Source organism: uncultured Pelagibacterium sp. (assembly GCF_963972885.1).
Taxonomy (GTDB): domain Bacteria; phylum Pseudomonadota; class Alphaproteobacteria; order Rhizobiales; family Devosiaceae; genus Pelagibacterium; species Pelagibacterium nitratireducens.
On record NZ_CAXAXY010000009.1, the window covers coordinates 41,411 to 53,861 of the forward strand.

Consider the following 12,451-nt stretch of genomic DNA (forward strand, 5'->3'; position numbering starts at 1 on the left):
CGTGACCGGTGAGCGCCTTTTTCGCGCCACTATTGATGCGGTAACCCATAGGCCATGACGCGCTACTTGCCCATTTTGATGCTCGCCTTCGGGCTCTTGCTGGTTTCGGCCTCGTTCGCCTCGGCGCGAGCGCCCGAGACGCTGCCGGTTGGCGTGGACGCGCTTTGTCTCGATGCATCAGCCAAGGTTGCTTTCGACAGCCAGGCGCCCGAAAAGCTCGGCCGTTGCTGGAAGCAGATGGGTCTGGGCATTCTCGTACCGGGGTGCCAGTTCCATGCCGATCTTGCCCGCGTCGAACAACCGCCCAAACCCGATGCCCATAATTGCTGGCCCGCTCCTATGGAGCTGGTAGTCGACGACGACCCGCCGCAATTGCTCGATATTCCCCCGCCCCGCGCCTGAGATCGTGCCACGCCCCATCCTTTTTGACTGGTGAGCGCTTTGCGCCGCCAAACCATGAGATTTTGACATGTCCGAACTGACCCTTTCCCGGCGCGGCTTCATGGCCGGCGCTTCGAGCCTGCTCGCAGCCACTGCCGCCGGTTGTACGACCACCACGCAACCAAGAACCCAAATTCAGCTGCCACCGCCGATCTCGCCGGAGGTGGTGGCCATGTATGCGGCGATGCCGGAGGAACAATTTGCCGTTCCGGCGGTCGATTTGCGCTATCTCGACCAGAAATATTACCGTCAGCGCGTTCCGTACCCGACGAGCGAAAAGGTCGGGACGGTTATTGTCGATACGCCGAATTTCTATCTCTATCACGTCGAAGACGGCGGCACCGCCATGCGCTATGGCGCAGGCCTGGGCCGGGCCGGATTTGAATGGTCGGGCCGCGGGCACATTGCCTATTCGCGCGAATGGCCGATCTGGACACCGCCATCGGAAATGGTGGATCGCCAACCAGAACTCGAAAAATGGCGCAATGGCCAGCCCCCCGGGCTCGACAATCCGCTCGGCGCCCGCGCGCTCTATATTCATGAGGGCAATCGCGACACGATCTACCGCATCCATGGCACCGGCGAGACCTGGACCATCGGCCATGCCGTCTCGTCGGGATGCGTGCGTCTGCTGCATCAGGACGTCATCCATCTCGCCGACGCTGTGCGGTTCGGCTCGACGATCGTCGTTCTTTAAGGCCTGGTCCAAAGGAAAAGGGCGCCCCGGTTTGCCGGGGCGCCCTTTTTATTACAGATTCCGTCTCGGCTAATTGCGAATCGGAACGATCCGGATTTCGACGCGGCGGTTCTGGGCACGGCCCGCTTCGGTCGAATTATCGGCGATCGGGTTGGCCATGCCGCGGCCTTCAACAAAGAAGCGGCGCGGGTCGACGCCGAACTGGGCGAGCGTACGTTGCACCGAAGTTGCGCGCTGCTGGGAAAGCGTCAGATTGTAGCTCGCCGAACCCGTGGAGTCGGTATAGCCGATGATATCGACCAGGGTCTGGTTGTATTCCTGAAGCACGAGGGCGACCGAGCGCAGCGTGTTCTGGAAGGCGGGCTGGATATCGGACTGGTTGACGCCGAATGTAATGTTGGATGGCATGTTGAGGATGATGTTGTCACCCACACGCGTCACCGAAACGCCCGTGCCCTGGAGCTGGGCGCGAAGCTGAGCTTCCTGCTGATCCATGTAGTTGCCGATTGCACCGCCGGCCAGCGCACCGACGCCGGCGCCGATCAGCGCACCAACCCGGGCATCGCCCATCGCCGAGCCGATCAGCGCACCGCCGATGGCGCCACCGCCGGCACCCACCAGGGCTCCTCCCGCAGTGTTGGAAAGCTGGGATTCCCCGGTATAGGGATTGGTGGAACAACCAGCGAGCAAGAGCGCTGCTAGGGCTGTAAGGGCAACTGCCTGTTTTTTCATTTTAAGCTCACCGCTTTGTGATTGTCGCCGCGATCATTGCTGGCCAATTGCGGCAGGAACGTGATTGTGGCCGGTTTCCAAATGCGGTGGTTTTACCCTGACTTTGGCAATTTGTCAGTCCAAAGATACGAGCCAAAATTGCCGCCTTCAGCAGGTCCTCGCGTCATTGGGTCGCGCCGCCGGTACTCTTCACCCGATCACAATTATGGCTATAGTGCAGCGATCCTGTCCGATCGGCGTCGATTGCAAGGGCGTAATGGTGTGATTTGCCAATGACATCCTGCCCACCGATTTGATAAAGATCATGTCGCGCTGCGTTTTGCAGAGCATAAAAGACACTAAAGAAAAGACGCGGCCGTTTTCAAGGCTCGCCATATTACTATGTATAAAAGCGCCGCCGCACCTTAGTCCGGTGACGCCAGTGGAGTAGGCCTCATGGACTATCGCGGCATCTTCGAAGATGCGATCGACGCGCTTCGGGTTGAAAAGCGTTATCGCGTCTTTGCCGATATCGAACGTATTGCCGGGCATTTTCCTCGCGCCGTCTTCCGTGACAGCGCAGACAACGCCCGCGAAATCACCATCTGGTGTTCCAACGACTATCTGGGCATGGGCCAGCACCCCGCGGTGATCGGCGCCATGCAGGAAACGGCTGGCAAGCTCGGCGCCGGCGCCGGCGGCACCCGCAACATTTCGGGCACCAACCGCCCACTGGTCGAACTCGAGCGTTCGCTTGCCGACCTGCACCGCAAGGAAGCCGCGCTGGTCTTCACCTCGGGGTTCGTTTCCAACGAGGCGACGATTTCAACTGTTGCGCGACTGATCCCCGATTGCCTGATCCTGTCCGACCAGCTCAATCACGCCTCAATGATTCAGGGTGTGCGGCAGTCGGGTATGGAAAAGAAGATTTTCCGCCACAATGACCTCGACCATCTGCGCGACCTGCTCGCCGCGGCCGGCAAACAGCGCCCCAAGCTGATCGTGTTCGAATCCGTCTATTCGATGGATGGCGACGTTGCCCCGATCGAAGCGATCGCCGATCTGGCCGACGAGTTCGGCGCCATGACCTATATCGATGAAGTTCATGCGGTCGGCATGTATGGCCCGCGCGGCGGCGGCATCTGCGAGCGCGACGATCTTATGGACCGGATCGACATCATCGAGGGAACGCTCGCCAAAGGGTTTGGCGTCATGGGCGGCTATATAACGGCCAACAAGGCCATCGTGGATGCCGTGCGCTCCTATGCGCCCGAATTCATTTTCACGACCGCCCTGCCCCCGGCGCTTTGCGCGGCGGCCCGCACCTCGATCGAGCACCTCAAGGTCTCCAATGTGGAACGTGAAGGCCAGCAGCGCCAAGCCGGCCGTGTGAAACGCGTTCTGGCCGAGGCCGGTTTGCCGGTCCTGCCGACCGACACTCACATTGTTCCGCTGATCGTTGGCGATGCACGCCTGTGCAAGGCGGCCAGCGACATGCTGATGGATCGGCACAACATCTATATCCAGCCCATCAACTATCCCACTGTTCCCAAGGGCACCGAGCGGCTGCGCATTACCCCGACCCCCTACCATACCGACGACATGATCGCCGAGCTTTGCGACGCACTGATCTCGGTCTGGCAGGCACTGGAATTGCAGCGCGATTTCGACATGTCCAAGCTGATGGAAAACAAGCTCGTCGCGGGAGACCTGACACTGCCAACGGTTGGCGGATAGCATAGCCAGCCCCTGTGGGCATTGGTCCGCGAACGCGATTTCGAGACGAACGGGGCATGTGCGAACACGCCCCGTTTTTGCTAACGCGGATTGAAACTGCAATTGGTCGGACAAGGGGTGTCAGATGGATTGCGAACCCATCAGTTAATATCAAAGCCCAGATTGGTCGGGTTGGGCGGAAACGGGCCACCTTGCGTTACGGGTACGTCGTCGTCGACGGTTTCAAAGCGGAAATTTCGCGCCCAGACAGCTCCTTTTTCGTGCAGCAGGCAGCCGAAATGGATGCTGGCCGCAGTGTAGGGCACGTCGAGCACTATGCTACGCTCGGTCCAGTCTGCGTCTCCGTTCAGGGCACCATCACTAGAGCGTTTCATCATATTATCAAACCGGAGATGACGCCCGCCACCGCCTGGATCGATGCGCATCCATATCGCCCCGGAACCGGCATTGCGTGATTTCAATTCGGCAGTAAGCCGCAGCCGTTTGCTTCGGTAGGCTCGTGCAGAAATAGACTGCATTAGTGTCGCAAAAGTATTGCTGGGGATTTTGACACCAGCGCGTGCTTCGATCCTGACCACACCGGGAACATTCGGGTCGACGCCAAGCCGAAAAAAGTTCCCCGAATCCATAGAGCCAGGAAACCAACCCTCTGGGATGATGAGATCATTATTCGTTCGCGGTGGCTCCATGCGCGCGGCAAGCACATTCCAGTCGGTATAGCCCAATTGGCGTGCCACGAGTTCAAGGCATTGGCCATGAGAAAGCTTATGGCCTTGTTCGGCCAAAGCGCCGCGCAGCGATTTGGCCATGGATTTTGGTGCTGGGAAATCCAACATGATCCGATCCTTGCTGGGGCAAGATCATTTGTCAGCGCTCGCGTTACCGACAGCCTGCCCTTCAAGGTCAAACCATGGGTCTTATAGCGTGCATTCACCAGCCCTTTCAGGTGCGAGCGGCAGGCTGCACAAGCCTAACAAAAATTAGGCACCAGCGGCTCTTCGTTGTCAACCGGTCAGTCGGACGGTTGGCCTGCGCTTTTGAAATAAGTCATTTGATCAGCATATGCTTTCCCGAAAGCCGGGCGAACAAGAAAGCGCCCGAAATAGGCTTGCAGGTTGGAAAAGTCACCAAGACTGCCACGTCCATGCCGATCTCGCCCAGACCGGCGCACCTGATCTGGCACGCCATATCTGGGCGAAGACAGGACCGAGTTGAGCACTAGCTCGTCAAGACGATCCGGATCAGGTCGGCGGTATTGCGGGCGCCCAGCTTTTCCATGACCCTGGCCCGATGCACCTCGATGGTGCGGGGGGAAATTCCCAACTCGCGCCCGGCTTCCTTGTTGGATTGTCCGTTGGTAACCAGTTGCAGGACCTCGCGTTCACGGGGCGTTAGTTGGGCAAAGCCGCGGATCTCGACTTCGTGCTGGCCATCCTGAGAGGGTTTGAGATGAACATCGCGCCGCAGGGTGTCACGCACCGCGCGGACGAACCGCTCGGAATCCACCGGCTTTACGAAAACATCGCTCGCCCCTGAGCGCATGGCCTCGACGGTCCCATCAACAAGCGGGCGATCTGCCAGCATGAAGACCGGAATGCCCGATCGCATATCCTTGATGCGCCGCAAGGCGGGCAGCATATCCTCGCCCTCCAGGTCAAAATTGAGAATCACCACATCCGGGCGCCGCTGTCCGAAGCGAGCGATGAAATCATCGCTATTGCGCGAAATGGCCGTTTGGAAGCCCTCGAGCCGAAACAGCACATCGAGTCCGTCACACGTGGGCTGGTCGCTGTCGACAATGTGAACCAGTCGGTCACGGTTGAGAAATGGCCGATAGGAAATTTCCGAATTCATTGCTTTCTCCAGTTCTTTCGGGATGCGTCATGCAAAACTGGCACGGCGAGCCCCCTCTCCGATTGAGCGTCAAAGGCAAATCCCACCGACCGAAGCCGGTGCCACGCTTTCAAATGCGCCGTCCAAATTCCGGCATGCAGCACCCGCCTGCCTCCGGGCTTGGGCCCGGAACAGTGGCACAGCGCTGGCGATGCCTTGCGTTCAGATCGACTTGGCGATTGCTAAGATGAATCGCGCACGAAGTTTGCTATAGGGAGCGGTTTTTGCCGTTCGGACTCTTCCCTATCACTGACTACGTAGCGATAGGACTATAATCTTATTCTAGCGAGCGCAATAGGATAAAATACGTAATCCAAATGCGGCATCCTAACTTATGATAAGAAAAGGCCCGCCATGGGCGAGCGGGCCTTTGTCCATATTTGCTTATTGATTCTGGCCGGGCGGCTAGCTTTGAGCCTTGAGAATGTCGCGGATCTCGGCAAGAAGAACTTCTTCGCGCGGCGGCGGGGCGGGTTCGGCCGGTGCTTCTTCGACTTTCTTTTCGCGCCGCAGCATGTTTATGCCCCTTACAAGCATGAACAGCGCAAACGCAACGATGGCGAATTTTACCACCGCATTGATAAACAGACCGATGTTGAGGGTGGCCACGCCTGCTGCCTCGGCAACCGCCAGGGACGGCACTGCAACACCCTCTGGATTGGACAGCACGATGAACAGGTTGGAGAAATCCACGCCGCCGAGCACCAGCCCGATGACCGGCATGAATATGTCGTCGACCAGCGAGGACACGATCGTGCCGAAGGCACCGCCGATAACAATACCCACGGCCATGTCGACCATGTTGCCTTTGACGGCAAATTCCTTGAATTCCTGGACGAATGACATCCCTATGCCTCCTGTCTTTGCTTCCGCTCCCGCGCGGCCTCCGGAAGCTAGCCCCGATTCACGGCCCCTGTCCATTGGGATGACTTGACATTTCCGCTCCCGGAGGGCCACGACAGCACTGGTGGGCGGGGTTAGGAGCACCGCATGTCCGATAGCGCAGTTCCAGAACAGCTTGCATTCGAGGCCGGTTTGACCGGTGCTGTCGACCACCTTCCCTATGGCCTTGCCATATTCGACTCCGAGCTGCTGCTGGCCACCGCAAACACCCGGTATCGTGTCGGCATGGGGCTGCCGCAGTCGCTGGTGCTTGCCGGCACGCCACTCGACGACATATTGCTGTTTATGGCGCGGAGGGGCGATCTTGGCCCTGGAACGCCGCAGGTGGTCGCCGATCAGCGGCGGCGGCTCATAACCGCCGAACCCACGACCCTGACACAGCGAACCAACATTTCGGGCCACCAGCTCGAAATCCACACGGCGCTCCTGCCCGATGGCGGGCTGCTTATTTCTTTTTCGGATGTGACGGACCGGGCGCGCGCCGAGGCAGCGCTCGAGCAGGTCAATCACACGCTGGAAGAACGGGTCAACGATCGGACCCGCGCCCTGACCCTTCTCAATGCGGAACTGGAAAAGGCCCGCGCCAAGGCCGATGCCGCCAATCACGAGAAAACACGGTTTCTGGCAGCAGCGAGCCATGATCTCCTGCAACCGCTCAATGCGGCGCGACTCTATACCTCGACGCTGTTCGAGCGTACGCGCGGTACGCCCACGGCCGAACTGGCGTCATCGATCGATGCCTCGCTCAATGCAGTCGAGGACATCATGTCGACCCTACTCGACATCTCGCGCATGGATTCGGGAGCGCTAAAGGTCACGCGCACCAACATCGATATTCTCGATCTTCTGAAAAAGATCGAGATCGAGTTTCAGCCCCTGGCCGCTGAGAAAAACATCAATCTGCGGGTCGTTGGCGCATCATTCACCGTGCGTTCGGACCGTATGCTGCTGGCCCGGGTTATCCAGAACCTGGTGTCGAACGCCATCAAATACACCCGCCCTGGCGGGAGCGTGCTGGTAGGGTGCCGCCGGCGTGGCGACAGCGTGCGTCTGGATGTCATCGACACCGGCATCGGAATTGACCGTCATCAGCATCAGATGATCTTCACCGAATTCTCGCGGCTCGAGCAAGGCGCCCGCATCGCGCCCGGCCTGGGGCTGGGTCTGTCCATTGTGCAGCGCATCGTTGCCGCGCTCGACCATCCGATGGAGATAGACAGCACAGTGGGCAAGGGTTCACGGTTTTCCATCAGCGTCCCGCTCATCGCCATGGCGCCGCGTGCGCCCGATCCGGTCGATGCGCCGCTCGTACGGGAAAGCAGCCAGCTTGAAGGACTGCATGTCCTGTGCGTCGACAATGAGCGTTCGATCCTCGACGCGATGTCGGGCTTGCTGGAAAATTGGGGATGCGACGTACGCATAGCGACCTCGCTGAAGGAAATTGCACAATTGGGGATGCTCGAAGGCTGGGTGCCCGATCTGGTGCTCATGGACTACCATCTCGACCAGACCTCCGGGCTCGATGCAATCGAGTGGCTCAAGCAGATCGTCGGTGGGCACCTGCCCACGGTGCTGGTGACCGCAGATCAGACACCGGCGGTTCGGCAATTGGCTGAAACGCGCGGCACGCCGGTCCTTAATAAGCCGGTCAAACCCGCCGCCCTGCGCGCCCTGCTCAGCCAGATGAGCAAACAACTTTAAGCACGACGGGCAAGCCCGGCCAAAAGCGCTTTGAGGACTGTTTCCCATTCGGCTCGGTTTCCCCCGGCCTCAATGGCCAAGGCGGCCCTGTTGAACGCCGACGATATGATCTGGGTCAGCGCGCCGAGGGGCAGCGGTGGCATCGTTCCTGCCTCGATGGCCATGCCCAATCCCTCCTGAAGGGTGCGCGCGCTGTGACACATATCAATGGCCTCCGCTTCGGCATGACCGAGAACGGCCGGCGCATCAAGCAGCAGCAGTCGGGTGCGCCCGGGAACCGCCATAGCGTCGAGATAGGCGCGTCCACCAGCCAGTAACGCATTGTTCGGGTCAGTTCCCTGCGGAGAGGACCGTTCGATCTCAAGGGCTACCGCTGCGGCTTCGGCGTCAACAACGGCGGCAAACAAGGTCTGCTTGTCGGAGAAATGGTGGTAGAGAGCGCCTCTGGTCACGCCGGCTTTGCGGACGATCTCAGGGGTCCCGATTTCGCCATATGGCCGCTCGGTAAACAATTGGCGTCCAGCGGCGATCAGCGCGGCGCGGGTTGCATCCGATCGTTCCTTGTTGCTCCGTTTTGCAGATTCGCTTTGCATACATGCAGCCTGTATGTTATTTTAAACTTACATACAGACAGTATGTTTCTTTTCGGTAGAAGGAAAGTCCCATGCATCCCACCAGCTTTTATCCGGTCGTCATGACCGACAATGTGACCTCGTCGGCAGCGTTTTACGTCGAAAATTTTGGGTTCCGAGTGCTGTTTGACAGCGACTGGTACGTCCACCTGCAATCGAGTGCCGACCCGGCAATCAACTTTGCGGTGCTGGACAAATCACACCATACGATTCCGCAAGGGCATCGCGGCCAGACCGGTGGTGTCTTGCTAAGTTTTGAAGTCGAAGATGTCGATGCTCAATATGACCGGCTGAAAGCGGCAGGCGTGAGCATTGTTCTCGATATCCGCAACGAAGATTTCGGCCAGCGCCATTTCATCGTCACCGATCCCAACGGGGTCCTGGTCGATGTGATAAAACCCATTCCGCCCAGCGCCGAGTTTGCTGCACAATACGCTCCCGAGGCATTGCCGCAGTAATGATTAGGCCTGTTGATCCTCGACGAGCTGGGCAAACTGGCCCTGCTCGATCTTGGCGGCGGCGATCACCGCCTGGGTGCGGCTGTCGACGCTGAGTTTTTGCAGGATCGCCGAGACGTGCGCCTTGACCGTGGCTTCCGATATGGACAGCTCATAGGCGATCTGCTTGTTCATCAACCCGTCGGAAAGCATCATCAGTACGCGAATCTGTTGCGGGGTGAGCGTTGCAAGCCGGGCGAGCACTTCGGTCTGCTCGTCCTGTCCATCGAGCGAGACGCCCTCAGGCACCCACAGCCCACCCGCCAGTATGGTGTCGATGGACTCGCGGATACGAGCCGCGGATTCGGATTTGGACAAAAACCCCGATGCGCCCAGATCAAAGCACCGCCGAATGACCGAGGTGTCCTCGACAGCCGAGACGATCATCACCGGGACTTCGGGAAATTGTGCCCGCAAAAGAAGCAGGCCCGAGAAGCCGCGTACACCGGGCATGTTGAGGTCGAGTAGGACGAGATCAAAGTCGCGGTTGGCTTCAAGTGCCGCACTCAACCCTTCGATATCGCCGGCCTCCTCGAACACCGTGTCGCTGTCCCGGCCTTCAAGCGTCTGGCGCAGCGCGGCGCGGAAGAGAGGATGATCGTCAACGATGATGATACGGTGGCTCATTGGGGCGCGGGACCTCGCCGGGGCAGGAACGGTTCTTGAGACTTTTAGACCCCAAGAGTAAACACAATGGAGATAATGCGAAGATCGTGTCGTGAATCAAGCGTTTGTGGTCATTTGGGCCGATTGAGCGCCGCAAGACGAGCCGGTAGCGCTCTTTCCCGACCACAACTGCCCACATCATCGGCCATGCCGGCGGCCTGATTCGACCCTCAACTCAGCGCGGTTATATGATATCGCCCCGCCCGTCCGGGTCCTGGGGTTCGGCCAGCATGCCTTCGATGATCTGTTCCACCCGGGCCAGTTCGGCCAGGGACTTCTCAATGGCCGAACGCCGTTGCTGGAGAAGATGGCGTTGGTGGTGCACCTTGTCGAGCGCCCGGCGCAGATGGTCGTACGAGCCGTCGCGCAGATCGTAGGTGTCGAGATATTCCTGGATTTCGCGCAGCGTCAGTCCAACCTGCTTGCCATCGAGAATGATGCGCAGACGCAGACGGTCGCGGTTTGTGTAGAGGCGCTTATTGCCCACCCGGCGGGGTCGGAGCATGCCCTTGTCTTCATAAAAGCGCAGGGTCCGATGCGTTATCGAAAACGCGTCGGCAAGTTCGGCAATCGTATAGATTGCCGGCCCCTCGCTCTGGCGCGTTGCGCGGTCCTTGCGGGTTGGTCCGTTCATTTTTCTGTCTTATTTCTACCTTGTCGCTGATCGGCTTGGCGATCTCCCGAACATCACCACGAACGGCGACCGGGCGCAATCCATGCGCACAATTGGCAGATGGATCAATGCGGAATGCAAACGGGGTTAACGCGATATTTACCATAAACTGTCGAAAGTCAGGCTAGGCGATTCCATCGCCGGAAGCGGTGCGGTTGACGCACCGTCGGGAGCCTGTCGGAAAGCATTATGGCGCGAACGAATCCACATCACGACTGGGATGAGCCGCAAACCGCCCTTCGCCGGTCCAACGGGGCCGAATGGGAAAGCCTGCGAAACGAACTCGTGGCCCTGCTCGATCAGGTCGAAGATCAGGTGGCGACCAGTCAGGCGACGGGGGAGCTTCCTGCAACCACGCCGCCCCATCCGGCACCGCACCAGCCCGATCGCCATTCCGAGGCCCTGCGCAGCGTGCGCCATGCCGTGACCCGGCTTGCCGACCGCTCGTCGGAAGACCGTCCGGTGATGCGCGAAAGCGTTGTTGACGCAATCAATCAGATTCGGGCGCGCCAGACCGGCAGCGCTCCATCTGCACCCCGGCCCGCAGCCCCCACCGTTCCGGCACCCACCCCGCAGTCCGAACTTTCCGATTTTGCAAAGTCGCTCGATGCCATTGGGGAAAAAATTGCCGGATTTGAAGACCGGATCGGCCAGCGACTGGAATCGCTGGGCGAGAAGTCGGACATCGCCGCGCAGATCGACCAGTTGAGCCAGGTCATAGAATTGCTGGCGGGCGCCGTGGGAGAGACCGGCCAGATCAAACGGATTGAAGCGCAGATCGGCAACCTTGCCGAAATGCTCGTCTCGGATCGCCAGTCGGAAGAGAATGTTACCTCAAGGCGGATCGAAGACCTCACGGCCACGATCGAAAAGCTCGTCAGCCATCAGCTCCAGACCAGCGAACGTGACGCCCAGCAGGCCGCACTGGCCGACGATCGCCAGGTGCAGGCCATGGCAACAATCGAGCAGAGCGTTCGGTCCATCTATGACCGCATCGACACCCTCGAAGCCAGCCAGTCGCAGCCATCAGCCGATATCGAGCGGTTGAGCCGGGATATGGCAGCGCTGACGGAGGCTGTCAGCAAGCCCGCAGAACCGACAAGCCTTCTGGAAAAGATCGACGCCCTGAGCGCGCGCATCTCGACCATCGAAGCGCCATCGCGCGACGAAGCAGCAATGCTGGCCGAAAGCGTTTCGGTACTGCGCGACATCATTGCCCAGACTATCGAACCGCGCTTTGTCCAGCTCGAACAGCGCCTGGAAACGATGGCAAAGCCGGACGAAACGCCCGCGGTCGATGCCATCGAAGCCCAGTTGCGCCAGATCGCCAGGCGGGTTGATGAAACCGGTGCTCAGCTCAAGGCTCTTGCCGAGTTGGAGCCCGCGGGTGCTGCGCGCGGCCCCGATCTTGAGGCTCTGGCCGAGATGATCGCGAGCCGGACACAGGGGTTGTCCGGCCCGGCCGAAGCCGATGGCATCGAAAAGGCCGACCTTGCCGCGCTCGAAGACCGGCTTGCTTCACTTTTTGCGCGGGCAGAAGAGAACGGCACAGAAGCACGCAATCTGTCGGGCGTGCGCAATTCAATCGCGCAGGTCGACAACCGGATTGCCCGGCTCGAAGCCATGCTCAACAACAAGCCGGCCGAGCGCCTTTCGGGTGAACCGACACCCGCCGAGCCGGTGGCCACGGCTCGGTCCCAGCCCCGCCGCAAGCCCGAAGATGCCATGCCGGTCGATCCGGCCACAGGTGCAGCGCGCAGCGTTCTTGGTCAGGCCGTTGTCGAAACAGAAGATGAACCGGCAGACATCGAAGATGTTGTCGAGCCCGAACCCAACTTTGCGGTCGATCCTGCGGTAATTGACAGGCCGGCCAAGCCGAAATCGAGCCTTACCGAAAGCG

At 59.7% G+C, this 12,451-nt stretch carries 13 protein-coding genes; 6 read left to right on the plus strand and 7 right to left on the minus strand.

Annotation, left to right across the window (positions count from 1 at the left end):
• Positions 1-54: 54 nt before the first annotated feature.
• Together AACZ55_RS03260 and AACZ55_RS03265 are read left to right on the plus strand one after the other, a co-directional pair.
• Positions 55-402, plus strand: coding sequence for a hypothetical protein (locus AACZ55_RS03260; RefSeq protein WP_339642997.1), 348 nt, complete (start codon positions 55-57; stop codon positions 400-402).
• A 67-nt stretch (positions 403-469) separates the two neighbouring features.
• Positions 470-1,138: a L,D-transpeptidase gene (locus AACZ55_RS03265; RefSeq protein ID WP_338607662.1), complete on the plus strand. Its 669-nt coding sequence runs from the start codon at positions 470-472 to the stop codon at positions 1,136-1,138.
• Between the two features lie 69 nt (positions 1,139-1,207).
• On the opposite strand, the gene AACZ55_RS03270 is transcribed toward AACZ55_RS03265, so the two are convergent.
• Positions 1,208-1,870, minus strand: coding sequence for an OmpA family protein (locus tag AACZ55_RS03270; RefSeq protein WP_338607663.1), 663 nt, complete (start codon positions 1,868-1,870; stop codon positions 1,208-1,210).
• Positions 1,871-2,305: 435 nt separating this feature from the next.
• Between AACZ55_RS03270 and hemA the strand changes: the two genes are divergently transcribed.
• On the plus strand, positions 2,306-3,586 hold the full coding sequence (gene hemA, locus AACZ55_RS03275) for a 5-aminolevulinate synthase (RefSeq protein WP_338607664.1): 1,281 nt from the start codon (positions 2,306-2,308) through the stop codon (positions 3,584-3,586).
• 140 nt (positions 3,587-3,726) lie between these two features.
• Here the strand turns inward: hemA and AACZ55_RS03280 are convergent, their stop codons facing one another.
• From AACZ55_RS03280 to mscL, 3 genes are all read right to left on the minus strand, one after another.
• Positions 3,727-4,422, minus strand: a complete 696-nt coding sequence (locus AACZ55_RS03280) for a glyoxalase superfamily protein (RefSeq protein WP_339643002.1) — start codon at positions 4,420-4,422, stop codon at positions 3,727-3,729.
• Positions 4,423-4,804: 382 nt separating this feature from the next.
• Positions 4,805-5,440: a LuxR C-terminal-related transcriptional regulator gene (locus tag AACZ55_RS03285; protein ID WP_339643004.1), complete on the minus strand. Its 636-nt coding sequence runs from the start codon at positions 5,438-5,440 to the stop codon at positions 4,805-4,807.
• 444 nt (positions 5,441-5,884) lie between these two features.
• Positions 5,885-6,325 carry a large conductance mechanosensitive channel protein MscL gene (gene mscL / locus AACZ55_RS03290; protein WP_338607666.1) on the minus strand — a complete coding sequence of 147 codons (441 nt, stop codon included), beginning with the start codon at positions 6,323-6,325 and terminating at the stop codon, positions 5,885-5,887.
• Positions 6,326-6,469: 144 nt separating this feature from the next.
• On the opposite strand from mscL, the gene AACZ55_RS03295 reads away from it, so the two are divergent.
• Complete coding sequence (locus tag AACZ55_RS03295; protein ID WP_338607667.1) at positions 6,470-8,083, plus strand: hybrid sensor histidine kinase/response regulator; 1,614 nt, start codon at positions 6,470-6,472, stop codon at positions 8,081-8,083.
• Here AACZ55_RS03295 and AACZ55_RS03300 read toward each other — a convergent pair.
• On the minus strand, positions 8,080-8,676 hold the full coding sequence (locus AACZ55_RS03300; RefSeq protein WP_339643008.1) for a TetR/AcrR family transcriptional regulator: 597 nt from the start codon (positions 8,674-8,676) through the stop codon (positions 8,080-8,082). The two genes, AACZ55_RS03295 and AACZ55_RS03300, sit on opposite strands and share 4 nt — an antisense overlap.
• Before the next feature lie 71 nt (positions 8,677-8,747).
• On the opposite strand from AACZ55_RS03300, the gene AACZ55_RS03305 reads away from it, so the two are divergent.
• Positions 8,748-9,173 (plus strand): VOC family protein, encoded by a 426-nt coding sequence (locus tag AACZ55_RS03305; RefSeq protein WP_338607669.1) that lies wholly within the window; start codon positions 8,748-8,750, stop codon positions 9,171-9,173.
• A gap of 3 nt (positions 9,174-9,176) precedes the next feature.
• On the opposite strand, the gene AACZ55_RS03310 is transcribed toward AACZ55_RS03305, so the two are convergent.
• Positions 9,177-9,839, minus strand: coding sequence for a response regulator transcription factor (locus AACZ55_RS03310; RefSeq protein ID WP_339643010.1), 663 nt, complete (start codon positions 9,837-9,839; stop codon positions 9,177-9,179).
• A gap of 223 nt (positions 9,840-10,062) precedes the next feature.
• Positions 10,063-10,512: a MerR family DNA-binding transcriptional regulator gene (locus AACZ55_RS03315; protein ID WP_338607671.1), complete on the minus strand. Its 450-nt coding sequence runs from the start codon at positions 10,510-10,512 to the stop codon at positions 10,063-10,065.
• Positions 10,513-10,740: 228 nt separating this feature from the next.
• Between AACZ55_RS03315 and AACZ55_RS03320 the strand changes: the two genes are divergently transcribed.
• Positions 10,741-12,451, plus strand: a 1,711-nt coding sequence (locus AACZ55_RS03320) for a hypothetical protein (RefSeq protein WP_339643014.1), incomplete at its 3' end; no start/stop codon positions are given.

Excerpts from the sequence above, each read along its gene's own strand:
- AACZ55_RS03260 (WP_339642997.1), top strand. The coding sequence starts at position 55 with ATGACGCGCTACTTGCCCATTTTGATGCTCGCCTTCGGGCTCTTGCTG.
- mscL (WP_338607666.1), bottom strand. The coding sequence starts at position 6,325 with ATGTCATTCGTCCAGGAATTCAAGGAATTTGCCGTCAAAGGCAACATG.
- AACZ55_RS03265 (WP_338607662.1), top strand. The coding sequence starts at position 470 with ATGTCCGAACTGACCCTTTCCCGGCGCGGCTTCATGGCCGGCGCTTCG.
- AACZ55_RS03310 (WP_339643010.1), bottom strand. The coding sequence starts at position 9,839 with ATGAGCCACCGTATCATCATCGTTGACGATCATCCTCTCTTCCGCGCC.
- hemA (WP_338607664.1), top strand. The coding sequence starts at position 2,306 with ATGGACTATCGCGGCATCTTCGAAGATGCGATCGACGCGCTTCGGGTT.
- AACZ55_RS03285 (WP_339643004.1), bottom strand. The coding sequence starts at position 5,440 with ATGAATTCGGAAATTTCCTATCGGCCATTTCTCAACCGTGACCGACTG.
- AACZ55_RS03300 (WP_339643008.1), bottom strand. The coding sequence starts at position 8,676 with ATGCAAAGCGAATCTGCAAAACGGAGCAACAAGGAACGATCGGATGCA.
- AACZ55_RS03305 (WP_338607669.1), top strand. The coding sequence starts at position 8,748 with ATGCATCCCACCAGCTTTTATCCGGTCGTCATGACCGACAATGTGACC.
- AACZ55_RS03280 (WP_339643002.1), bottom strand. The coding sequence starts at position 4,422 with ATGTTGGATTTCCCAGCACCAAAATCCATGGCCAAATCGCTGCGCGGC.
- AACZ55_RS03270 (WP_338607663.1), bottom strand. The coding sequence starts at position 1,870 with ATGAAAAAACAGGCAGTTGCCCTTACAGCCCTAGCAGCGCTCTTGCTC.
- AACZ55_RS03295 (WP_338607667.1), top strand. The coding sequence starts at position 6,470 with ATGTCCGATAGCGCAGTTCCAGAACAGCTTGCATTCGAGGCCGGTTTG.
- AACZ55_RS03315 (WP_338607671.1), bottom strand. The coding sequence starts at position 10,512 with ATGAACGGACCAACCCGCAAGGACCGCGCAACGCGCCAGAGCGAGGGG.